This is a genomic window from Undibacterium sp. TJN19, from assembly GCF_049339485.1.
In the GTDB taxonomy this organism is placed as follows: Bacteria; Pseudomonadota; Gammaproteobacteria; order Burkholderiales; family Burkholderiaceae_D; genus Undibacterium.
On sequence record NZ_JBMPPL010000002.1, the window covers coordinates 307,849 to 329,365 of the forward strand.

Below are 21,517 nucleotides of genomic sequence, written 5' to 3' on the forward strand. Positions count from 1 at the left end.
GACATCATGAGCGAATTGAATTTGAAATCATTGGGTAAAGTCGGCGTGCTGTTTGGCGGGCGTTCTGCTGAGCGGGAAATTTCCCTTATGTCTGGCAACGGTGTTTTGCAGGCGCTGATCAGCAAAGGTGTTGATGCCCATGCTTTTGATACGGCGGAACGCAGTATCGCTGAACTGGCAGCAGAAAAATTTGACCGTGTTTTTATTGCTCTGCATGGCCGGTATGGTGAAGATGGCAGCCTGCAAGGTGTGCTGGAACAATTGAATATTCCTTATACTGGCAGCGGCGTCATGGCGTCGGCCATAGCAATGGACAAGATATTCACCAAGCGCATCTGGCAAACCTATGGCCTGAGCACACCGGCTTATGCCGTGTTGACCGGGCAGACTGAATTGCGCCGCGTGCCTGATGACCTCGGTTTGCCGCTGATCATCAAGCCGCCACATGAAGGTTCTACCATAGGCATCACCAAGGTCGTTGGTTATTCCGACATGCAGGAAGCCTATGCGCTGGCAGCTCAATTTGATGAAGTCGTGCTGGCAGAGGAATTTGTTGAGGGGCGTGAACTGACCGTGGCGATATTGGGCAAGGGTGAGCAAGCTTATGCCTTGCCAATTACCGAAATCGTCGCACCTGATGGCAACTATGATTACCAGAATAAATACTTCACCGACGATACCAAGTACTTATGCCCGGCACCGCTCGACGAAACCTTGACCGATGCCATACGCAAAATGGCGGTCGATGCTTACCGCGCACTGGATTGCGAAGGCTGGGCCAGGGTGGATGTCTTGCTGCGCAAGACTGACAACAAACCGTTCTTGCTGGAGATTAATACCTCACCAGGCATGACAGGGCATTCGCTGGTGCCGATGGCAGCGCGTGCAGTAGGGATGAGTTATGAAGATTTATGTGTAGAAATTTTGAAAACAGCCAGCTTGAAAATCAAGTCTGAGCAAAAAAATAAATAAGGCCGGAACAGAAAAATGTGGCATGACAGCAAATTAATGAATAACACAGCGAATGCCTTGTTCGCGCTGGTGTTGTTCATTCTGTTGATGTCAGGTGTGTGGTGGTTGATACAGCGGCCCATTTTTACTTTGCGGGTCATCCGGGTTGAAGCAGCCAATGCTGCCCAGCTCAAGCATGTAAATCCGCTGACGATCAGAAATACGGCTTTACCTAAAATCAGGGGAAATTTTTTTACCGCCAATCTGGATGCAGTACGTCAGGCCTTTGAAACCGTACCCTGGGTACGCAAGGCCAGTGTGCAAAGGGAGTGGCCCAATAAACTGGTCGTGACTCTGGAAGAACATACGGCATTGGGAACCTGGGGCGAAGCAGGTCAGTTGATTTCGGTGAAAGGCGATGTGTTTACCGCCAACCTGGCTGAAGCAGAAGAAGATGCCGACCTTATCGAATTGAGCGGGCCGGATGGCAGTGAAAAAGAAGTGCTGGCGCAATACCAGGAATTTAAAAACTGGTTTGCCAAAATCAGCCTGGAACCGGAATCCGTGAATTATTCCAGTCGTTATGCCTGGAGCCTGAAATTGAATAACGGTATGCAGGTACAGTTGGGCAGGGTGCAGGATGGAACGACGCTTAAGAGCAGGGTAGACAAGTTGATGACAGTTTACCCGCAATTAATCGCCAGTTTGCAGGACAGTATTGAAAGTGTGGACATGCGTTATCCGAATGGCCTGGCGCTCAAATCGAGTCATAGCAATATCGGATTGAAAAAGCAAACAAAAGCAAGTGGAAAGACATGACAAAAGACGCTAAAAATCTGATCGTTGGCCTCGATATCGGCACCTCAAAAATTGTGGCGGTCGTGGCAGAAGTCATGCCCGACGGCAGGCATGAAGTGATAGGACTGGGCCAGCATGAATCCAAGGGTCTGAAAAAGGGTGTGGTCGTCAATATCGAGGCGACAGTGGAATCCATACAACGCGCTTTGGAAGAGGCCGAGTTGATGGCTGACTGCAAAATCCGTCATGTCTATACCGGCATTGCCGGCAGTCATATCCGCAGTTTCAATTCCAGCGGCATGGTTGCCATCAAAGACAAGGAAGTCACCGCCGCCGACGTATCGCGGGTGATAGAAACTGCCAAGGCTGTCAACATTCCGACTGACCAGCAATTGCTACACACCTTGCCGCAAGAATTCATCGTTGATAACCAGGATGATGTGCGCGAGCCGATAGGCATGAGCGGCATACGTCTCGAAGTCAAAGTGCATATCGTCACTGGCGCAGTGTCGGCAGTGCAGAACATCGTCAAATGCGTGCGCCGTTGTGGCCTGGAAGTGTCCGACCTGATCCTGCAACCGATGGCATCTGCTGAAGCCGTGTTGACCAAAGATGAAAAAGAACTCGGTGTTGTCCTGATCGATATCGGCGGCGGCACGACAGACGTGGCCGTATTCAGTGAAGGCGCGATACGTCATACCGCGGTGATACCGATTGCCGGCGACCAGATCACCAACGATATCGCGATGGCCTTGCGCACACCGACATCAGAAGCAGAAGAAATCAAGGTACGTTTTGGTGTTGCCAAGCAGGTGCTGGCCGACCCGGCAGATACGCTGGAAGTGCCTGGTCTTGGTGACCGTGGTCCGCGTTCATTGTCACGTCAGGCTTTGGCCGCGGTGATAGAACCGCGCGTTGAAGAATTGTTTGCGCTTGTGCACCAGGTGGTGCGCGAATCCGGTTATGAAGATGTGCTGTCATCCGGCATCGTTTTGACCGGTGGATCGTCGGCCATGCCAGGCATGGTGGAAATGGCGGAAGATATATTTTTGAAGCCGACCAGATTAGGTATGCCAGCGTACAGTGGACAACTGGCAGATGTGGTAAGAAGTCCTCGTTACGCTACGGTTTTAGGGTTGTTGTTGGAAGCGAAGAAGCAGTATTTGCGCGGTCATCTGGTCACTCGGCAGGAAGGTTCTGCCAAAGCGGTCTGGCAACGCATGAAAGAGTGGTTTTTAGGGAATTTTTAGCTTGTATTTTGTATCTAAATTGGTGTAGTCATTTTATAATAGTTCGATATACAGTTATTAGTCGCTAGGCGTCACATCCGGTGATGCCTAGCGACTGATAACTGCCTACCTGGAGGAGTCATGATGGAGTTCGATATGGTTGATAACGCCACACAAGGCACCGTAATTAAGGTTGTCGGCGTGGGTGGTGCAGGCGGCAATGCGGTTCAGCATATGATTAACAAAGGTGTTTGCGGCGTTGAGTTTATCGCTGCAAATACAGATGCACAGGCGCTCTTGCTTTCCAAAGCGCATAACGTCATACAGATCGGTGAAACCGGCCTGGGCGCAGGCATGAAACCTGAAGTCGGCCGCAAGCTGGCAGAAGATTCCCGTGCGCGTATCGAAGACGCTTTGCGTGGCGCGCACATGGTGTTCATCGCTGCCGGCATGGGTGGTGGTACCGGCACCGGTGCTGCGCCTATCGTTGCGCAAGTGGCGAAAGAACTTGGCGCGCTGACAGTGGCAGTGGTTTCCAAACCATTTTCCTACGAAGGCAAAAAATGCATGGACATCGCTGACGAAGGTCTTGAAGCCTTGTCCCAGCATGTCGATTCCCTCATCATTATTCTCAACGAAAAACTCGAAGAGATCTATGAAGACGACAGCATGATCGAATGGCTGCAACATGCCGATGATGTACTCAATAATGCCGTCGCCGGTATCGCGGAAATCATCAATGTGCCTGGCCATATCAATGTCGATTTCAATGACGTGAAAACGATCATGGGCGAACAGGGCAAAGCAATGATGGGTACGGCAACTGCTTCTGGCGTTGACCGCGCACGTATCGCTGCTGAACAGGCGGTTGCCTCACCGCTGCTTGATGGTATCGATTTGTCCGGCGCGCGCGGCGTGTTGGTCAATGTGACTGCCAGCCGTGGTCTCAAAGGTAAAGAGATCAAGGAAGTCATGGCAGCAGTACGCGCTTTCGCTGCACCAGATGCATCGATTGCTCAAGGTATTGCCTATGACGACACCATGGGTGACGATATCCGCGTGACGGTTGTAGCAACTGGTTTGGGCCGTGGCAAGAAAAATATCCAGCTGGTGCAAACACCAATGCTGCGTACCGGTACTCACAATGAACCGGTCATGGCAAGTCCTGTCATGGCTTCTGGCAGCCTCAACAGCGGCACGGTCTCCACTTCAGGATTTGATGGTTTGAGCAAACCCGCCGTATGGCGTCGTGAATCAGCCTCTGAAACTGTACGTGCGCTGGAAAAAAACGGTATGGAAACTTACGATATCCCGGCTTTCCTGCGCAAGCAGGCTGACTGATTTATTTCGGTTTTCTGCACAACGCCAGCTTCGAAAGAGGCTGGCGTTTTTTATTTGGTGATCGAAATGGCAGACCAAAAAGCTCACCACAGAGACACTGAGACACAGAGAAGAGCATGAGAAATCGAAAGCAGTTTTCGATATTCAACAGATATTCGCGGAATAGTTTTGTGAACATTGATGGGCATTATTTTAAGATATGATTTGTTTTTCTCTTGCCTTTCTCTGTGTCTCGGTGGTTCATGACCTTAAGCCTTACTCTTTTAAGCTCTGCAAGAAAATTCTAGCTCAGGCATACTGGCGTCCTTCACTGTCGGTGTTGATATGGCTCAAACTTCCTGCTTTTACAGGGAAGCAGCATTCAGCAAGGCTTTGAATATCCGAATACTCATCTAGGGAGCAAAAAAATGACAATCAAGATTGGCGATACCCTGCCTGAAGGCAGCCTGGCAGAATTTATTGAAGTGGAATCAGAAGGATGTTCACTGGGACCCAATAATTTCAAAGTTTCAGAAATCACCAAAGGTAAAACCATTGCGATTTTCGGTCTGCCCGGCGCGTATACGCCAACTTGCTCAGCCAAGCATGTACCTGGCTATGTGGCACACGCAGCCGAATTGAAAGCCAAGGGCGTTGATGAAATTTGGTGCATTTCTGTGAACGACGCATTTGTCATGGGTGCATGGGGCCGCGATCAAAAATCGACAGGCATCGTACGCATGATGGCTGACGGCAATGCTGATTTCAGCAAAGCCCTGGGCCTGGATGCAGACTTCAGCAAGTTTGGCATGGGCACACGTTCGCAACGTTATTCCCTGCTGGCAGTTGACGGTGTCGTCAAGCAATTGAACATAGAAGAAGGCGGCAAGTTTGAAGTGTCCAATGCAGAAACACTGCTGTCACAATTAGGCTGATTGCTTGCATAAAGAAGCTGCAACGAGCTGGTTTTGTGATGGCTTCAAAGCAAAAAAACGGTACTGGTCACAGTGCCGTTTTTTTTTGCAGCACGCCGTTTATGACAAAGTTTTGCACATGATGTGCGATTGCATGCCATAACCCAGGGCTTCGTAAAAACCGATGGCATTGCGGTTGAAGTCAAAAACCTCAAGCCGGATTTCTACAGTCTGGTGTTCACGTCCCCAGGCAGTTGCCGCCTCCATCAACAGCTTCCCTATGCCGTTTTTCTGACAATGCTCTGCCACCACGATGGTGCCAATGCGGCAGATTTTTCTGCTGTAGAGAAAAGGGATAGTCAGGTTTTCATGCCAGCTCAGCGTGATAAAGCCGAGCACACCCGTTTCGTCGCAAGCTAACAGGGCAGTGCCATGCTGGCTCTGAAATGTCGCTTGCCAGAATAATCTGTCCAGTTGCCGGTTGGGTTGCGCAACGAAAACAGCCGGTGCATGCAAATGATGTTGTGCATTGATCTGGTCGCTGAGATCGCATATGGCTTCAATATCAACATCACTTGCGGGGCGAATTTTAATTTTTGTTGTATTTTCAATCATATTTGCCGTTCATCGTCTTCGATTTCTCTGGTAGCGCATGAGCAGCTGCGCTAAACGCTATAATAGCGTGATGTTAAAACAACGAACAATCAAACAACAGGTCAAGACCGTTGGTGTGGGCTTGCATTCAGGCACCAAGGTAGACCTGATCATGCGCCCGGCACCGGTCAATACCGGCATCATCTTTACGCGCACCGATTTGCAGCCACCGGTCATTCTGCCGGCGCAGGCGCTGATGGTGGGGGATACCCGCATGGCATCTACCTTGTCAAATGAGCATGGTAAAGTGTCTACGGTCGAGCATTTATTGTCGGCCTGCGCGGGCCTCGGTATTGATAATCTGTATATCGATGTCAGCGCGGAAGAAATCCCCATTATGGATGGCTCGGCTTCGTCCTTCGTGTATTTATTGCAGCAGGCCGGCATGCAGGAGCAAAATGCCGCGAAGAAATTCATCCGTGTTTTAAAGCCGGTTGAAATACGCGAGGGCACAGGTAAGTCAGAAAAATGGGCCAGGCTTGAACCATTTGATGGCTTCAAGCTGCATTTTTTCATTGAATTCAATCATCCGGCAGTCGATGGCACAGTGCAAACAGCCGAAGTCGATTTTGCTATTGCCACTTTCGTGCAGGATGTTGCCAGGGCCCGTACCTTTGGCTTCATGCAGGATGTGGAAATGTTGCGCGGCATTGGTCTGGCGCGTGGCGGCTCCATGGAAAACGCCATCGTCATGGATGAATACCGCATTTTGAATTCAGACGGTTTGCGCTTCGATGATGAATTTGTCCGCCACAAGATACTCGATGCCATTGGTGATTTATACCTGATTGGCCATCCCTTCCTGGCCAGCTATACTGCCCATAAATCTGGTCACGGGCTCAATAATCAGTTGTTGCGCGCTTTGCTGGCCCAGCCTGATGCCTATGAAATTGTCAGTTTTGACGATGTTGATGCCGCGCCAGCAACCTATGCTACCCAGGTTGAGCGTGAATGGGCGCTGGTTTAATCATTGTCAACCTTGCTGATTATTCAAGTCATAATGACATCTGAATCAGCATAAAATCGGTAAAGCAGTTAGCCACTTGTCTGGTGGCGTTTCAATAAACGACCCAGTGCCGCCCGCAAGGCGGCATTTTGCGGCGTGTCTTCCAAAGCATGTTCAAGATTACCAAAAGCCTGCAAGGCTTTGCCAGTAAACGCTATTTGCTTTGTGGCAACTGGCTTCTCGATAACGCGCTTTACTTGTACTTTGATACGGATTGCGTTAATCTGCCAACCCCGTTCTTGTAAATTTAATTGCAATTTCGGACATTGTTGTTTCAACTTGGTCGCCAGTGCAGCATTCGGAGCCGACAGTATCAGCTGTCCTTCGCTTACTTGCATTACCTCACAGGTTTCAAAGATCGGCGGCAGTATCGCCCCACAATCTTTTTGCAGCGCCAGATTGCGCTGTACCGTGGGTAACAGTGGCGAAATTTTATCGTTGCTACGTAAAAAGTCAGCCGCACCGCTGGCGCCAGGCACTTTGCGACCACGTTTGATATTAATTGGATAGGAGGGGCGTGACGATGTTGACATGCACAACACCTTACCACAAACAAGACTTTCGGACTGCCGCAAAGACGAACGTTTACAGAGGAGCATATTGATGCAAATCATTTTGATGCACTCCCGCTTTACCCAGGCCAAATCCGTGACCTTATCGTCACGCCATGTGATTTTCGCGCTTTTTAGCTTCCTGCTGGTTACCACCGTATGTGCTGCTTTCATGGCCGCCCTGACCTTGAAACTGGCAAGTGCTGACTTGCCGGTTTTGCGTGACCTGGTGCCGGTGGCTGCGACTGACACAGGCAATAAAGATCGCTACGTCAAAGAAAACTTGGCAGCGATGGCCACCAAACTGGGCGAAATGCAGGCGCAACTAATACGCCTAGATGCACTGGGAGAGCGGGTACAGGGCTTGGCTGGTGTCAAGCCGGAAGAGTTTAATTTCAAGGAATTGCCTGGTCGCGGCGGCCCTGAAGTCTCGACGCAGCCAGCGAAAGAATTGAATATGGCCGAGTTTCAGGCCGCATTGGATGCCATGTCCAAAGATGTAGAGCATCGCTCCGATTACATGAATGTGGTGGAAACCAAGCTCATGGGTTTCAAGGTGCAGTCCAAACTCTTGCCAACCATACAACCTGTAAACGTTGCCTATAACGCATCGGGTTTTGGCTGGCGGCTCGATCCCTTCTCTGGCCGCAGCGCCTTCCATGAAGGCATCGACTTTTCCGGCCCCAGTGGCACGCCTATCGTTGCCGCAGCCGGTGGGGTGGTGGTGGCTGCTGAATACCATCCACAATTTGGCAATATGGTCGAAATTGATCATGGTGGTGAAATCATGACCCGTTATGCCCATTCTTCCAAAATCTACGTCAAGCTGGGTGATATCGTGAAGCGTGGCCAGCATATTGCCGATATCGGCTCTACCGGCAGGTCAACAGGTGCGCATCTGCACTTTGAAGTGCATGTCAAAGGCGTACCGCAAAACCCGCATAAATTTCTGTCGGCAGGCGCAAATCAGGCAAATTTAGCTGCCTTAAGCCAAAAATAGACTTGAGTTTGCAGGATTTGCCTCCAATTCCGTATTTGTATATGGTGTCCGGTTAACTGGTAATTCGGTAGTAATTCAGCATTTGCTAGTTAATTGTATGCCGCATGGTAAAATCACGGGTTATCCTATTGTTGCTGTTGAATTAATTATGTTTATTGATTTGCGGCCGCTTTTTTCAGAATTTAACTTTCCGTTCATAGCATGTCATTCCTGACCAAGATATTCGGCAGCCGCAATCAGCGGCTTTTGAAGCAATACCAAAAGACGGTGCGTGAGATCAGCGCATTGGAACCCCAGCTGGAAGCTTTGTCGGACGAGGCTTTAAAAGCCAAGACTGCCGAGTTTAAGGCACGCGTTGCGAACGGAGAGACCTTAGACGATATTCTTGTTGAAGCCTTTGCGGTGTGCCGTGAAGCCAGCAAGCGCGTTTTGAAAATGCGCCATTTTGATGTGCAGATGATAGGCGGCATGGTGCTGCATTACGGCAAAATCGCTGAAATGGGCACGGGCGAAGGCAAGACCCTGATGGCAACCCTGCCGATTTACCTGAATGCCTTGTCAGGCAAGGGCGTGCATGTGGTGACCGTCAATGATTACCTGGCGCAGCGCGATGCCGAATGGATGGGCATACTGTATAGCTGGCTGGGTCTGAGTACAGGTGTCAACCTGTCGCAACTTGATCATGATGCCAAGCAGGTCGCCTATGGCTCTGATATTACTTACGGTACCAATAACGAATTCGGCTTTGATTATCTGCGCGATAACATGGTCTATGAAGCCAAGGACCGCGTACAGCGCAGCCTGAATTTCGCCGTTGTCGATGAAGTCGATTCGATTCTGATCGATGAAGCACGTACACCACTGATTATTTCTGGCCAGGCTGAAAATCATACTGAGCTGTATTACAAAATCAATGAAGTACCGAAGCTGCTGACTTTGCAAATTGGTGAAGAAACACCAGACGGCAAAGGCAAGATAGAAGTGCCGGGCGATTACACCAAAGATGAAAAAGCCCACCAGGTATTGCTGACTGAAGCTGGTCACGACAAGGCTGAGCGCATTTTGACGCAAATGGGTTTGCTGCCAGAAGGCGCATCCCTGTATGACGCTGCCAACATCACCCTGATTCATCACCTGTACGCTGCTCTGCGCGCACATGCCCTGTATTTCAAGGACCAGCACTATGTCGTGCTGGACAATGAAATTGTCATCGTCGATGAATTCACCGGCCGCATGATGACAGGTCGCCGCTGGTCGGATGGCTTGCATCAGGCTGTCGAGGCAAAAGAAGGCGTCAAGATACAAAACGAAAACCAGACCCTGGCTTCGATCACCTTCCAGAATTATTTCCGCATGTACAGCAAACTGTCAGGCATGACAGGTACTGCTGATACAGAAGCTTACGAATTCCAGGAAATCTATGGCCTGGAAACGGTGGTGATTCCACCAAACCGTCCATCGCAGCGTAAAGACAGACAAGATCAGGTTTATAAATCTGCCGAAGAAAAATACGGCGCGATGCTGATTGATATCCAGGATTGTTACGAACGCGGTCAGCCAGTTCTGGTGGGTACGACGTCGATTGAAAATTCTGAATTGTTGTCCGGCATTTTGACAAAAGCCAATCTGCCGCACAATGTATTGAACGCCAAACAGCATGCCCGCGAAGCGGAAATCATTGCCCAGGCAGGTCGCCCTAAAGCCATTACCATCGCCACCAACATGGCGGGTCGTGGTACCGATATCGTATTGGGTGGCAATGTCGCCAAACAGGTGCAACTGATAGAAGCCAATCCTTCCTTGTTAGATCTTGACAAGCAGGCGCAATCTGAAAAATTGCGCGAAGAATGGCAATCTCTGCATGAGCATGTAGTCAATGCCGGTGGTCTGCATATTGTCGGTACAGAACGCCATGAATCCCGTCGCGTGGATAATCAATTGCGTGGTCGTTCCGGCCGTCAGGGTGATCCGGGTTCTTCCCGTTTCTATCTGTCACTTGATGACACCTTGCTGCGTATATTTGCCGGTGACCGTGTCCGTGCCATCATGGACAGGCTGAAAATGCCTGAAGGCGAACCGATTGAAGCAGGTATTGTTTCCCGCTCCATTGAGTCTGCACAACGCAAGGTCGAAGCGCGTAACTTCGATATTCGCAAGCAATTGCTCGAATACGATGATGTAGCCAATGACCAGCGTAAAGTCATTTATCAGCAACGTAATGAATTGCTGGAAGCGCAAGATATGTCTGAGCTGATTTCCTCGCTGCGTCACGGCATGTTCCAGGACGTCGTGCGTGAATACGTACCGGCAGAATCGGTCGAAGAGCAATGGGATATCCCAACACTGGAAGCTACACTCAGCAACGAATGGGCGCTCGATCTGCCATTGGTAAAAATGGTGGCTGCTGAAGCCAGCCTGACTGATGAAGATATCCTTGAACGTGTACAAAAAGCTGCTAACGAAAGTTATGAAGCCAAAGTGGCGATAGTCGGCAAAGAATCTTTTGCCGGTTTCGAGCGCAGCGTGATGTTGCAAAGTATCGATACCCACTGGCGCGAACATCTGGCAGCACTTGATCATTTGCGTCAGGGCATACATCTGCGCGGTTATGCACAGAAAAACCCTAAACAGGAATACAAGCGCGAAGCCTTCGAATTGTTTGGCCAGATGCTCGAAGCCATCAAGAACGAAGTGGTCAGGACCGTGGTGACGGTACGCATACAGTCTCGTGAAGAAATTGAAGCGGCTGAAGAACAAATGGCACAATCACAAATTGAAAATGTCCATTACCAGCATGCTGACTTTGATGCCGATGCTTCACCTGAAGAAATGCTGGCACCGACGCCAAGCTTTGGTGACAATCAGCCAGAAATTGGTTATGCACTGAAGGTAGGCCGTAATGACCCTTGTCCTTGTGGCAGCGGTAAGAAATTCAAGCACTGTCACGGCAGCCTTGCTTGATCATTAAGTCGCTGGTTTGATGAGAAACCGATGAAAAAGGGAGTGAAGAAATTCACTCCCTTTTTGCTGCCCGGTCACCGCGGTCTGGTGTAGCAGGGACTATGAAGCCCAGCGCAAATAGTGGTGCCATTGCGCATCAAATTCTGAACTGATATCAAATTCTGCAGGCGCAAAACTGCTTGCCAGTTTTTGCGCCTGGCCCAGCGCTTTCTCAATATCACTAACCTGCCACTCCATTGTACGGACATTTCCCTGCAAACTGATTTGCGTGCAGATGCCTTCTTGCATGCGTTCTATCAGGGTACTTAACTGATCTTCGAATTCGCGCGCCTGTTCCAGTTCGGTGCTATTGTTGACCTCGGTCTGTACTTGCAGATACCAGACCATATCAGCTCTACCGACCAGCGACTGGGCTGACTCATTGCGTTGAACCACCATTTCATCTTCGGGATCGGTATTACTGACCAGAGTGAAGCCGGTCCAGTTGTGCTCGCCATCCGGATAAATCGCCGTATGCAGTAAATCGTCACGCCAGAATGCATCCATGACAGGCGGGAATTGATCCAGCGTGATTGTTGTCTGCTCAGGTGCATCGGTCATAAATTCTACCGGCCCTATCTTGATGGCAAAATCGTATTCACCCAGCACATGATCGAGCAAGATAAAGGACATATGCTTTGCATGATCAATAAAGTCTTGCGGTATCACTTTATTGAACCATAGCTGCAATCCGACTTTGCCCGCATCGGCAAAATGATTGACCAGAATATCCGTTGGGCTCAGCGAAAAATCATTCATCGACATGGTAAAGCCAGCCGTGTCCGTCCGCATCCTGAATGGGATGACCTTTTCAAATAAGGGCATGCGCGGGGCACTGGCCGTCAATGCCATGACATCCTGAAAATTCTCACTGGCACCGTGTGCGGTAAATATTAATTCATATCGTAACTCTTCACCGTCATTATTCTTCTTTTGCAGTTCGGCAGACAGGTCAGGAAAATGCGGTTGCAACAACTCGTTTATCTTCTCCATCGCGTCGCGTTGTGACAGCGTTGCCAGTTCGGTTTGTGTTTGTTCCAGGGCTTGCCAAAATAATTCAGAGCTCATAGGTGAAGTTCCATGCAAGGTTTGAGTTAGGCATTGGGCGAATGTAAGCGTGGCAATTTTACTACTTTTTATCATGTACATTTTACACAGTGATAATTCATGATTAGCACAAGCGTACGCAAAAATACCCAAGCCTGAGCTGGCGGTGTATGCTTGTACGCAGATGCTATCCTGTGCTGCAATGTGTTTGCGTTTAAACCTGTTTTCCAGAAATCATCATGGACTTAAATTTCACTTCCGCTGAACTAGACTTCCGTCACGAAATCCAGTCATTCCTGCAGCATGCCTTGCCGCCAGACATACGGCAAAAGGTCAGGGATGGCAGTTTGCTGAAAAAACAGGATTACCAGCGCTGGCAAAAGATTTTGCATGCACAGGACTGGGGCGGCAGCTCGTGGCCAGTCAGCTTTGGCGGCACCGGCTGGACTGCGGTGCAGCGATATATTTTTGAAGAAGAGTGTGCCGCCGCAGGTGCGCCGCGTTTGCCGCCATTTGGCATCAAAATGGTGGCACCCGTATTGATGGAATTTGGGTCACCAGAACAACAGGCCAGGTTCCTGCCCAACATACTGGCAGCGGAAGAATGGTGGTGCCAGGGCTATTCAGAACCCGGCTCTGGTTCAGATCTGGCATCGGTCAAAACCACGGCCGAGCGCAGACTGGATGCCGATGGTGAATATTACCTGGTGAATGGCCAAAAGACCTGGACGACGCTGGCGCAATATGCAGACTGGATATTTTGCCTTGTCAGGACGGACAAAGAAGTCAAACCTCAGCGCGGCATCTCTTTCCTGCTCATCGACATGAAATCACCAGGTGTGACGGTCAGGCCTATCATCACCATGGATGGCGTACATGAAGTTAATGAAGTCTGGCTTGATCATGTCAAGGTGCCGGTCGCCAACCTGGTTGGAAAAGAAAATCAGGGTTGGACATATGCCAAGTTTCTGTTGGGGCATGAACGCACCAATATCGCCGGTATCGGCATCGCCAAACGTGAATTGACGAGATTGAAACGGGTCGCCACGCAAGAACAAAAGAATGGCCTGCCATTGATTGAGGACCCCTTGTTTGCTGCACGCATGGCACAGCTGGAAATTGACCTGATGGCACTGGAAATCACCAACTTGCGCGTACTGTCTGACGAAGAGCAGCGCCGTGCCCCCGGCCCTGAAGCGTCCATCCTGAAAATCAAGGGCACAGAAATCCAGCAGGGCATTACCGAAATGCTGATGCTGGCAGCCGGGCCGCAATCACTGCCGGTTGGCAGGGAAGAGGGCGAAATTGCCCAGCCAGTCCAGCAAATTGGCTACCTGGCCAGAAATTACCTGAATATGCGCAAGCTTTCCATCTATGGCGGATCAAACGAAATCCAGAAAAATATCATTGCACAAATGATCATGGGCTTGTGATACTCGTGTGATGCCCATGTAATGGCGATGTAATAAGGTTGTGATGGCGTTGTGGTAACGCTGCTGTAGCGACTTGATGGCGACTTGATAGCGATACGAATGTGGCAGGGCGGGGGATGGGTGAAATTTCCTCAGCGCAAACATGCGTCGCATTGCAGCAAAATGTCCTACAATGTCGGCTTGATTTCATCGCAAGGAAAAACCATGGCCGTCAATTCACCTATCCCTGTCGCTGCAGATTTGAAGCCGGTCGCCGGTATCCGCCTGGGTCATGCCGAAGCCGGCATACGCAAACCCAATCGTAAAGACGTGCTGATCATGGAACTGGCGCCGACCGCGACTGTAGCCGGTGTGTTCACCACCAATCGTTTCTGCGCAGCACCCGTGCAGGTCTGCAAGGCGCATCTTGAAGGTTTGCACATGACGTCCGGCCCGATACGGGCGCTGGTCATCAATACTGGTAACGCCAATGCTGGCACCGGTGACGCCGGCCTGGCGGCAGCCAATGCCACTTGTGCCGCGCTGGCTGAATTACTCGGTTGCGAAGCTGCCCAGATACTGCCGTTTTCCACAGGCGTGATTCTGGAGCAACTGCCAGTTGACAGGCTGGTGGCAGGGTTGCCACAAGCGATAGCCAATTTGCAGGCAGACAACTGGTTCAACGCGGCGGCTGCCATCATGACAACCGACACGCAGCCCAAGGCTGCATCGGCAACGGTCGACATTGGCGGTAAAACCGTAACCATGACAGGCATCAGCAAAGGTGCAGGCATGATCAAGCCAAATATGGCGACCATGCTCGGCTATCTGGCAATGGATGCCAAAGTATCTCAGGCGGTGCTGGATCACCTCGTCAAGCAGGCCGCAGATAAATCCTTTAATTGCATCACCATTGATGGCGATACCTCGACCAATGATTCCTTCATGCTGATCGCCACCGGTGCTGGCGAAGTCGAAGTGAATGATATCGATACAGCCGAGTACGCAATCCTGGCCGAAGCCGTGACAGCCTTGTCGCAAAAACTCGCCCACATGATTATCCGTGATGGCGAGGGCGCGACCAAGTTCATGACCATTGCCGTTGAAGAAGGGCGTGATGTGGAAGAATGCCGCAAGATTGCCTATTCCATCGCCCACTCACCACTGGTCAAAACCGCTTTTTTTGCTTCTGACCCCAATCTTGGCCGCATCCTGGCAGCCATTGGTTATGCAGGTGTGAACGACCTGGATGTCGGTAAGCTCAATCTGTATCTGGATGAAGTCTGGGTTGCCAAAAATGGTGGACGCAACCCTGATTACCGCGAAGAAGATGGCCAGCGCATCATGAAACAAAGTGAGATCACCATACGCGTCAAGCTTGCCCGTGGTGATGCGTCTGCAACAGTCTGGACCTGTGACCTGTCGCATGACTATGTTTCCATCAATGCAGACTATCGTTCTTAAGCGGCCAGCTCATGACTCAGCTTGATCAGTTTTTAGCGCGCGCAGAACATTTGTTGAACCGGCTGGAAATCTTGTTACCAGCCGCGTCGCCACTGCCTGAGTGGCATCTCGGCCACGCTTTTCGCTGGCGCAAGCGCGGTGGACAAGGCTATTTGCAAGTGGTCAGGCATGCGTCCAGCATTGCACTCGATGATTTACGCAACGTGGCAATCCAGAAAGCGCAGATAGAACAGAACACCCTGCAATTTGTTCGCGGCAAACCCGCCAATAACGTATTGCTGACGGGCGCGCGTGGTACTGGCAAATCATCGCTGATCAAGGCTTGCCTGAACCAGTTCGCCGACCAGGGTCTGCGCCTGATTGAAGTTGATAAAAGCGATCTCGCTGATTTGCCGGATATCGTCGACCTGATCGCTGAGCGCCCCGAGCGTTTCATCGTTTTTTGTGATGACCTGTCGTTCGAGGAGGGTGAGGCAGGTTACAAGGCATTGAAGGTGGCGCTTGATGGCAGCATCGCCACGCAATCAGACAATGTACTGATTTATGCCACGTCCAACCGTCGCCATCTGTTGCCAGAAAAAATGTCAGACAACGCCAGCTATAAATATAGCGACGATGGTGACTTGCATCCCGGTGAAACGGTAGAAGAAAAAATCTCCCTGTCTGAACGCTTTGGTCTGTGGGTGTCGTTTTACCCTTTCAAGCAGGACGATTATCTCGACATCGTGGCGCACTGGCTGACAACAATGGGCTGCGATACCGCTCAAATTACCGAAGCGCGTGGCGATGCCTTGCGCTGGGCCTTGCAGCGCGGCTCTCGTTCTGGTCGTGTCGCCTGGCAATTTGCCCGCGATTATGCTGGTCGCATGGCGCAATCCTGATATGACGGCTAAACCTGTTGATGTCGCAGTCGGCATATTGATGAAACCCAATGGCGATGTCCTGCTGGGGCAGCGCCCTGCTGGCAAGCCCTATGAAGGTTACTGGGAGTTCCCTGGCGGTAAAGTTGAAGCTGGTGAATCTATCCTGGCGGCGCTGAAGCGCGAATTTGTCGAAGAACTGGGCATTGAAATTGTGACTGCCGAACCCTGGTGCGGTGTCGAGCATATTTACCCACATGCGCATGTCAGGCTGCATTTCTATATCAGCCATGAATGGCAGGGCGAACCGCAAAGCCTGGAAGGCCAGGCATTTGCCTGGCAGGGCAGCGTCGGGCTTACACCATTGCTGCCTGCCACGATTCCCTTGCTGGAATGGCTCGATGCTTTCCGACATGAAGCCGCGGCATCCAGTAGTGCGGGTGCACAGTGCTAACTGTCCTGCACAATATTGCTTCTCTACGACCTACCCCGGCCCTGCCATTTATTCCATCTGACTACTGGATAAATGAAACAGAGTGAAATTTCTCTTTTAGAAATTCACCGTTTGCTACCAGTGAGTCAGCATCATTTTTATAGATGTCAGTAGCGATTTTTGACAACTGGTTTTCAAGTAAATCCAGTTGTTCTATCAAAAGTTGTTTGCAGGTCTTGCCATTTTCTACTGCATGCATGCTGGCAAAAGCGGCAGGCAGGTGCAGGTAATTTTTCACTGTTTGCGGCAAGTCACGATTGACCGCATTGATGAGTGAGCTGACATAAATCATGGCCACTTCACCTGAAAAAACTTTCGGTGCCAGCTCTTGCAGTGTCGTTTGAATACGTGTCAGACGGTCAATTGCTTCATGCGGCAAACGAGATTTGGACTGACGTATCAGTTCACCGATGCTCTCTGTCAGATTGCTTTGCGATGATTCACTCTTGATTTGCAATTCCAGTTCTTTATCTGGTGAAATAGCCAGCCAGGCGACGGTATACAAACCTGCGACTATGGGAAACCACCAGTCAGAAATGATGCCGGCAAAGAACAGGCCAAGGCCGCCCAGCGCCAGCAGGCTACCCACCAGGTTTTGCGTACTGTATAAAAATAACAGCATACGCATCTTGAAAGTCAAAACCTGCATTACTGGTATCCCCGGATCTCTTTGAAAATGGATTGCAGGTTCGCTTTACGGCTGTCAAACATCCTGCCACCAGACAATTCTGCCAGTTTTTGTAACTCTTCTGGCTGTGCCTCGCCGAACAGTACCGGGAAAATCTTGATACCTTTCTCCGCTTCTGGCAGTGCTGCATACCACCTCGTAAACTCACTGAGCCCAATCCCGTCATTGTTGACGCCATCGGTCATCACGATGATGGAGTAGAAGCGCGAAGGATCGTCATGTTTGCGCGCTATGGCTTCCCTGTATGCCTGTTGGGTCGCTGAAAATATGGCTGTTCCCCCATTGGCGCGCAATTTCTGGATACGGTCGCTGATGGCTTTCAGCGTCGCCTGGTTGCTGCTCTCATCGCTACCCATTTCATAGCGTTCCGAAGGCTCAACCACGGCATTGAAAGGCAACAGGATGATGCGTTCACGATTGCGGAAACGGGAAAATCGCCCACTGATAGTCGCATCTGCACCTGACAGGCCCTGCATCGCAATCTTCAATCCCTTGATGCGCTCACCTTGCATGGAACCACTCGTGTCGAGCACGAAGCTGCTGTCCGTAGGCAGGCGCAGATGATTGTCGAACGCGGTCAATATCGCATCAACCACGCTCAGTTTTGCGGGGAAGGACAATTCAATCAAAGACTGTTTCGGCGCGTCAGTCACCGCCACGTCAGGGTTGACCGGGTGGCGTAGCGTTGTCGTGTACATGGCCTGCTGGAATTCAATACCGCGCAAATAAGCCACGACTTTGTCATAGCTGGCCCTTGCTGCCGGATTGGTCAGCATGATGGGGTAGTCTGCGGTGACTATGCCGTCCTGCGGGTAGATCAGCACCAGCTTTTCCTTGAGACCAGGATTACGGTTCAGTGACTGCAAGGTAGAGGCATAGTTGATGATGCCGTCGACTTTTCCCTGCTCGCGCAGATAGGCTTCCGCCAGCCAGCCAGAACTGCCAGCTGTCAGGCGCTGGGCCTGGAAAAAGGCTGTCAGGCTCTTTGCATCGATATCTTTTTCTTCCAGTGCGTCACCCTGTCCTGACAGGGCCGCTGCCAGGCCAAGCAAGCCGGAAAAACCGGTATTGGAAGAAGAAGGGCTGGTCATGCCAAAGGTAAATCTGGATTTTCTGGCCGCTTCTGCAATATCTTTCCAGCTGACTTTGGGATTATCTTTCCAGCCCAGTGCGACCGCCTTGCTTTCTTTCAGTCCCAATACAATCGGGGTCAGCATGGTTCTTTCTGATGCCAGAATGCGGGCTTTTGCAGCAGGCACGAGCATGGCATATTTGTTACTTGCCAGCCAGGCGATATCGACCTGTTCACCTGCCTGCAACTTCTCCACAGCTTCCAGCGTACCGGTGTAACGCATTTGCAGGTTGACACCCGTTGCTTTCGTGATGGCAGGCAAGAGCGGTTCTATGTCTTTCAGTTCTGAACCGGCCATGACGGTCAGCGTAGCCTGATCCTGGCTGGTTTGCCGGGTATTTTTATTGTTGGCGTCCTTGCAGGCAGCCAGGCTGAGTACCAGGATAATGCTGGCCAGTGTGGAAATAATTTTCATTACAACTCCTACAATTTGACCGGGCCATCTGGTGCAGCTGATGTCAGTGCGCTACGTGCCTGGTCCGTGCGGTTACGGTCCAGGTATTGTTCTGTCCTGCCAATCTGCTCTTTCAGCATGGCATTGTTTTTACCCATGCTGTCGATGGCTAGTGAACGGAAATTATCCATCGCATCGATTGCCTTGAACGTGTTATCAAACATTTCCTGGATTTTCTGTATGCCTATCAATGGATTGGCAGCGAATTCACCGGTTTTTTCCACATGCGCACCCAGTTGCCGTGACGTTTCCGTGACCAGGTCACCTATTGTGCTGCTCACGCCATTGAGCATTTCCATGACCTGCATCTGGTTGCCGGTGGCACGTGCGACGGTTTGTGCAGTTGCCATTGCGGACATGCCGGTCGTTGCTACGCGATTACAGCCATTCACCATTTCCCTGGCCGTTTTTTTCAACAAGTCCATGGACAGGTAACCGTTGACGTTGACTGCCATCTGGGTTTGCATGTCCTGCAAATTTTGCCTTGCATAGAACAGGACCTCCTGTTCCAGCGCCTTGGCACGCAAGGGATCAGATGTCTTGATCGCAGCAACATGGGAGGCCACACGGGTATCGAGCTGTTCGGCAAAATAGATGGCGCCCTTCAGTTTTTGCATGGCATCCCACAGCTTGGTCTTCACCAGCTCTATTTCCGTGGCGTCGCGCTGCATATCGTCGCGGGCAGCGTACAGTTGTGTCATCAGGGTCTGTAATTGCGAGCTGGCAGTCTGGAATTTACGAAAATACGCTTGCAGCTTGTTACCGAAAGGGATAATGCCAAGGATCTTGTTCTGGCTTAGCAAGTCACCCTGTTTGCCGGGGTTCAGGTCATCAAGCATGACGCGCATGTCTTGCAGTGACTTGAATGCGCTGGAATCTTCAATACCAACAAAATTACGTTCCATGAAGCGCCCCGTCATCAGTGCGGCGGCATTCGAAATTTCCTCCTTGCCAAGACGGAAGGCCGAGTCCAGTTTGACCTGGAAACTGCTGCTCTGGACATCATCTTTCAAGATACTGTCCAGATAAGACTGGACCTGCGCATCTATTTTTTCCTGTACATCGGCTTTCAGGGGAACGAGTTCAGGCGCCTTGTTGTCGCTTACCGGTGCCAACACTTCTGGCGGCGTCAATGTCATTGTTACTTCTTGCGTTTTGATGTCGGTCATTTTTCGCTCTTGGTCAGGGATGGGCTTACTGGAATTTTTTTTCTATCGACTGGATCAGGCGTTCCAGTATTTCAAAACTGGGCGGGTCAATCACATCCACCAAAGACGCTGGTGCCCGCAAGTTCTTATTTTTCAGGAAATCAGTGAAATACTCGGGCGTTGCGGTGCGGTAGCCATATTGTGCAGCCAGTTTTTGCAGATCAGGATCCGTGGCCAGTGCCTCGCCCAGGCGGCGTCCATTTTCAGTGAATGGAACCACAATATGCTTGGTGTAAATGGTTGGTTGCGGGTACAGCAATACCATGTCGGCGTTAGGCTTCTGGCGTTTGGACTGATATTCAAGAAACTGGCTTTCATAGATCATCACCAGCGGTGCTTTGCCCATGCCCATGGTGGTGTAATCTTCGAACGGCCCTGCGCTGCTTGATTCCTGCAGGCCCTGGCGTAAAAACAATGAAGACACGAAAGGCAGGATTTTATTGACCTGTTCATTGTCGTCGACAACGTTATTGTCATTGGCGACATAGCTGGCGAGGGACAGATACATCGCCGCTGAATTTGATTTCCTGACATCAGTAGAACTGATCAGTATGCTTTTGCCGGTGGCATAAGCTGTATTGTCTTTCAGGTCGCGCCAGCGTGCCCCTTTTTCACTCAGGCTCAGCAGTCGCTTCATGTCGACAATATAGTAAGCATCATCAATTTTCTTGATGAGGCCTTCTTTTTCGAGGACAGGTACAAGTTGTACCCATGATGCGATCGCCATGGGGGTGAAAAAAGTCGGATATACCTGTTTGGCCTTTGACTTGGTTTGTAAAGCCAGTGCCGCCGGTGAGCCTGCCGGAAATGCAAAGTCATAGGTATTGAAATCACGCGAGATAATTTCACGCGAGCCTATTTTTTCAATCTTGACGCGCAAGCCTTTTTTCGCCAGCAGTTCAATCACTTTGGGATCTGAAAAATACGATTCCTTTTCTGAACCTATCATGCCTTTCACTTCGACAATGGAAGCTGAAATCTGCCGGGCTGCCTCTACTTCATGATTTTTCTGGTACGAGGTATACGTCGCGGCAGCGATGCCAGCCAACAAAACCACGGCAAGCGCTGGGCCGAGAATCCGCTTAATTTCCATTGATGTATTTTCCTTAGTTAACAGGCGTGTTGCTTCGTTAATTATACGCATGCATTAATTACAGCCTCAAAACATGAAAATTAATTTTAGAAATTTCAACTGTTTTCTTTTGCGTAGTTTCCACAATTGCTCATTAGTTTGCAGACGGGAATGATGCGTTTCTATTTCTGAAATGATTTAGTGTATTTAAATAAGTACACTGTATTAAAAATAATACAGTGTGTCGTTTTAAGTACATTATCA

General features: G+C 50.4%; 19 protein-coding genes. 12 read left to right on the forward strand and 7 right to left on the reverse strand.

The window, feature by feature from the left end:
- The first annotated feature begins 6 nt into the window (after positions 1-6).
- The 5 genes from ACO0LH_RS09580 to ACO0LH_RS09600 all read left to right on the forward strand — a co-directional run bounded on the left by ACO0LH_RS09580 (position 7) and on the right by ACO0LH_RS09600 (position 5,233).
- Positions 7-972: a D-alanine--D-alanine ligase gene (locus ACO0LH_RS09580; protein WP_422940846.1), complete on the forward strand. Its 966-nt coding sequence runs from the start codon at positions 7-9 to the stop codon at positions 970-972.
- A 15-nt stretch (positions 973-987) separates the two neighbouring features.
- Complete coding sequence (locus ACO0LH_RS09585) at positions 988-1,770, forward strand: cell division protein FtsQ/DivIB (RefSeq protein WP_422940847.1); 783 nt, start codon at positions 988-990, stop codon at positions 1,768-1,770.
- Entirely contained in the window at positions 1,767-2,999 is a 1,233-nt protein-coding gene (gene ftsA / locus ACO0LH_RS09590) for a cell division protein FtsA (protein WP_422940848.1), read from the forward strand. The genes ACO0LH_RS09585 and ftsA overlap by 4 nt, the downstream gene beginning before the upstream one ends.
- Positions 3,000-3,122: 123 nt before the next feature.
- On the forward strand, positions 3,123-4,319 hold the full coding sequence (ftsZ, locus tag ACO0LH_RS09595; RefSeq protein ID WP_422940849.1) for a cell division protein FtsZ: 1,197 nt from the start codon (positions 3,123-3,125) through the stop codon (positions 4,317-4,319).
- Positions 4,320-4,726: 407 nt separating this feature from the next.
- On the forward strand, positions 4,727-5,233 hold the full coding sequence (locus ACO0LH_RS09600; RefSeq protein WP_422940850.1) for a peroxiredoxin: 507 nt from the start codon (positions 4,727-4,729) through the stop codon (positions 5,231-5,233).
- A gap of 99 nt (positions 5,234-5,332) precedes the next feature.
- Here the strand turns inward: ACO0LH_RS09600 and ACO0LH_RS09605 are convergent, their stop codons facing one another.
- Positions 5,333-5,827, reverse strand: coding sequence for a GNAT family N-acetyltransferase (locus tag ACO0LH_RS09605; protein ID WP_422940851.1), 495 nt, complete (start codon positions 5,825-5,827; stop codon positions 5,333-5,335).
- Between the two features lie 70 nt (positions 5,828-5,897).
- On the opposite strand from ACO0LH_RS09605, the gene lpxC reads away from it, so the two are divergent.
- Complete coding sequence (gene lpxC / locus ACO0LH_RS09610) at positions 5,898-6,833, forward strand: UDP-3-O-acyl-N-acetylglucosamine deacetylase (RefSeq protein WP_422940852.1); 936 nt, start codon at positions 5,898-5,900, stop codon at positions 6,831-6,833.
- A gap of 68 nt (positions 6,834-6,901) precedes the next feature.
- Here lpxC and ACO0LH_RS09615 read toward each other — a convergent pair whose 3' ends face one another.
- The gene (locus tag ACO0LH_RS09615) at positions 6,902-7,405 is read right to left on the reverse strand and encodes a DciA family protein (RefSeq protein ID WP_422940853.1); all 504 of its coding nucleotides are present in this window, start codon (positions 7,403-7,405) and stop codon (positions 6,902-6,904) included.
- A 70-nt stretch (positions 7,406-7,475) separates the two neighbouring features.
- Here ACO0LH_RS09615 and ACO0LH_RS09620 point away from each other — a divergent pair, with 70 nt between their 5' ends.
- Both ACO0LH_RS09620 and secA read left to right on the forward strand, forming a co-directional pair.
- On the forward strand, positions 7,476-8,423 hold the full coding sequence (locus ACO0LH_RS09620; protein ID WP_422940854.1) for a M23 family metallopeptidase: 948 nt from the start codon (positions 7,476-7,478) through the stop codon (positions 8,421-8,423).
- 201 nt (positions 8,424-8,624) lie between these two features.
- Complete coding sequence (secA, locus tag ACO0LH_RS09625; RefSeq protein WP_422940855.1) at positions 8,625-11,384, forward strand: preprotein translocase subunit SecA; 2,760 nt, start codon at positions 8,625-8,627, stop codon at positions 11,382-11,384.
- Positions 11,385-11,483: 99 nt separating this feature from the next.
- Here the strand turns inward: secA and ACO0LH_RS09630 are convergent, their stop codons facing one another.
- Positions 11,484-12,491, reverse strand: coding sequence for a hypothetical protein (locus ACO0LH_RS09630; RefSeq protein ID WP_422940856.1), 1,008 nt, complete (start codon positions 12,489-12,491; stop codon positions 11,484-11,486).
- A 218-nt stretch (positions 12,492-12,709) separates the two neighbouring features.
- On the opposite strand from ACO0LH_RS09630, the gene ACO0LH_RS09635 reads away from it, so the two are divergent.
- From ACO0LH_RS09635 to ACO0LH_RS09650, 4 genes are all read left to right on the forward strand, one after another.
- Positions 12,710-13,903, forward strand: a complete 1,194-nt coding sequence (locus tag ACO0LH_RS09635) for an acyl-CoA dehydrogenase family protein (RefSeq protein WP_422940857.1) — start codon at positions 12,710-12,712, stop codon at positions 13,901-13,903.
- A gap of 204 nt (positions 13,904-14,107) precedes the next feature.
- The gene (argJ, locus tag ACO0LH_RS09640; protein WP_422940858.1) at positions 14,108-15,346 is read left to right on the forward strand and encodes a bifunctional glutamate N-acetyltransferase/amino-acid acetyltransferase ArgJ; all 1,239 of its coding nucleotides are present in this window, start codon (positions 14,108-14,110) and stop codon (positions 15,344-15,346) included.
- 11 nt (positions 15,347-15,357) lie between these two features.
- Positions 15,358-16,227: an ATP-binding protein gene (locus ACO0LH_RS09645; RefSeq protein WP_422940859.1), complete on the forward strand. Its 870-nt coding sequence runs from the start codon at positions 15,358-15,360 to the stop codon at positions 16,225-16,227.
- Position 16,228: 1 nt separating this feature from the next.
- Positions 16,229-16,660 (forward strand): NUDIX domain-containing protein, encoded by a 432-nt coding sequence (locus tag ACO0LH_RS09650; protein WP_422940860.1) that lies wholly within the window; start codon positions 16,229-16,231, stop codon positions 16,658-16,660.
- 61 nt (positions 16,661-16,721) lie between these two features.
- On the opposite strand, the gene ACO0LH_RS09655 is transcribed toward ACO0LH_RS09650, so the two are convergent.
- Genes ACO0LH_RS09655 through ACO0LH_RS09670 form a run of 4 tightly spaced genes read right to left on the reverse strand, consistent with a single transcriptional unit; the run spans position 16,722 to position 21,274 of the window.
- Complete coding sequence (locus ACO0LH_RS09655; RefSeq protein WP_422940861.1) at positions 16,722-17,348, reverse strand: hypothetical protein; 627 nt, start codon at positions 17,346-17,348, stop codon at positions 16,722-16,724.
- Entirely contained in the window at positions 17,348-18,934 is a 1,587-nt protein-coding gene (locus ACO0LH_RS09660) for a substrate-binding and vWA domain-containing protein (protein ID WP_422940862.1), read from the reverse strand. The genes ACO0LH_RS09655 and ACO0LH_RS09660 overlap by 1 nt, the downstream gene beginning before the upstream one ends.
- An 8-nt stretch (positions 18,935-18,942) precedes the next feature.
- Positions 18,943-20,142: a toxic anion resistance protein gene (locus ACO0LH_RS09665; protein WP_422940863.1), complete on the reverse strand. Its 1,200-nt coding sequence runs from the start codon at positions 20,140-20,142 to the stop codon at positions 18,943-18,945.
- 25 nt (positions 20,143-20,167) lie between these two features.
- Positions 20,168-21,274 carry a hypothetical protein gene (locus ACO0LH_RS09670; RefSeq protein WP_422940864.1) on the reverse strand — a complete coding sequence of 369 codons (1,107 nt, stop codon included), beginning with the start codon at positions 21,272-21,274 and terminating at the stop codon, positions 20,168-20,170.
- Between the last annotated feature and the right edge of the window lie 243 nt (positions 21,275-21,517).

Coding starts and splice junctions, on each gene's coding strand:
- ACO0LH_RS09580 (WP_422940846.1), top strand. CDS start 7: ATGAGCGAATTGAATTTGAAATCATTGGGTAAAGTCGGCGTGCTGTTT.
- ACO0LH_RS09585 (WP_422940847.1), top strand. CDS start 988: ATGTGGCATGACAGCAAATTAATGAATAACACAGCGAATGCCTTGTTC.
- ftsA (WP_422940848.1), top strand. CDS start 1,767: ATGACAAAAGACGCTAAAAATCTGATCGTTGGCCTCGATATCGGCACC.
- ftsZ (WP_422940849.1), top strand. CDS start 3,123: ATGGAGTTCGATATGGTTGATAACGCCACACAAGGCACCGTAATTAAG.
- ACO0LH_RS09600 (WP_422940850.1), top strand. CDS start 4,727: ATGACAATCAAGATTGGCGATACCCTGCCTGAAGGCAGCCTGGCAGAA.
- ACO0LH_RS09605 (WP_422940851.1), bottom strand. CDS start 5,827: ATGATTGAAAATACAACAAAAATTAAAATTCGCCCCGCAAGTGATGTT.
- lpxC (WP_422940852.1), top strand. CDS start 5,898: ATGTTAAAACAACGAACAATCAAACAACAGGTCAAGACCGTTGGTGTG.
- ACO0LH_RS09615 (WP_422940853.1), bottom strand. CDS start 7,405: ATGTCAACATCGTCACGCCCCTCCTATCCAATTAATATCAAACGTGGT.
- ACO0LH_RS09620 (WP_422940854.1), top strand. CDS start 7,476: ATGCAAATCATTTTGATGCACTCCCGCTTTACCCAGGCCAAATCCGTG.
- secA (WP_422940855.1), top strand. CDS start 8,625: ATGTCATTCCTGACCAAGATATTCGGCAGCCGCAATCAGCGGCTTTTG.
- ACO0LH_RS09630 (WP_422940856.1), bottom strand. CDS start 12,491: ATGAGCTCTGAATTATTTTGGCAAGCCCTGGAACAAACACAAACCGAA.
- ACO0LH_RS09635 (WP_422940857.1), top strand. CDS start 12,710: ATGGACTTAAATTTCACTTCCGCTGAACTAGACTTCCGTCACGAAATC.
- argJ (WP_422940858.1), top strand. CDS start 14,108: ATGGCCGTCAATTCACCTATCCCTGTCGCTGCAGATTTGAAGCCGGTC.
- ACO0LH_RS09645 (WP_422940859.1), top strand. CDS start 15,358: ATGACTCAGCTTGATCAGTTTTTAGCGCGCGCAGAACATTTGTTGAAC.
- ACO0LH_RS09650 (WP_422940860.1), top strand. CDS start 16,229: ATGACGGCTAAACCTGTTGATGTCGCAGTCGGCATATTGATGAAACCC.
- ACO0LH_RS09655 (WP_422940861.1), bottom strand. CDS start 17,348: ATGCAGGTTTTGACTTTCAAGATGCGTATGCTGTTATTTTTATACAGT.
- ACO0LH_RS09660 (WP_422940862.1), bottom strand. CDS start 18,934: ATGAAAATTATTTCCACACTGGCCAGCATTATCCTGGTACTCAGCCTG.
- ACO0LH_RS09665 (WP_422940863.1), bottom strand. CDS start 20,142: ATGACCGACATCAAAACGCAAGAAGTAACAATGACATTGACGCCGCCA.
- ACO0LH_RS09670 (WP_422940864.1), bottom strand. CDS start 21,274: ATGGAAATTAAGCGGATTCTCGGCCCAGCGCTTGCCGTGGTTTTGTTG.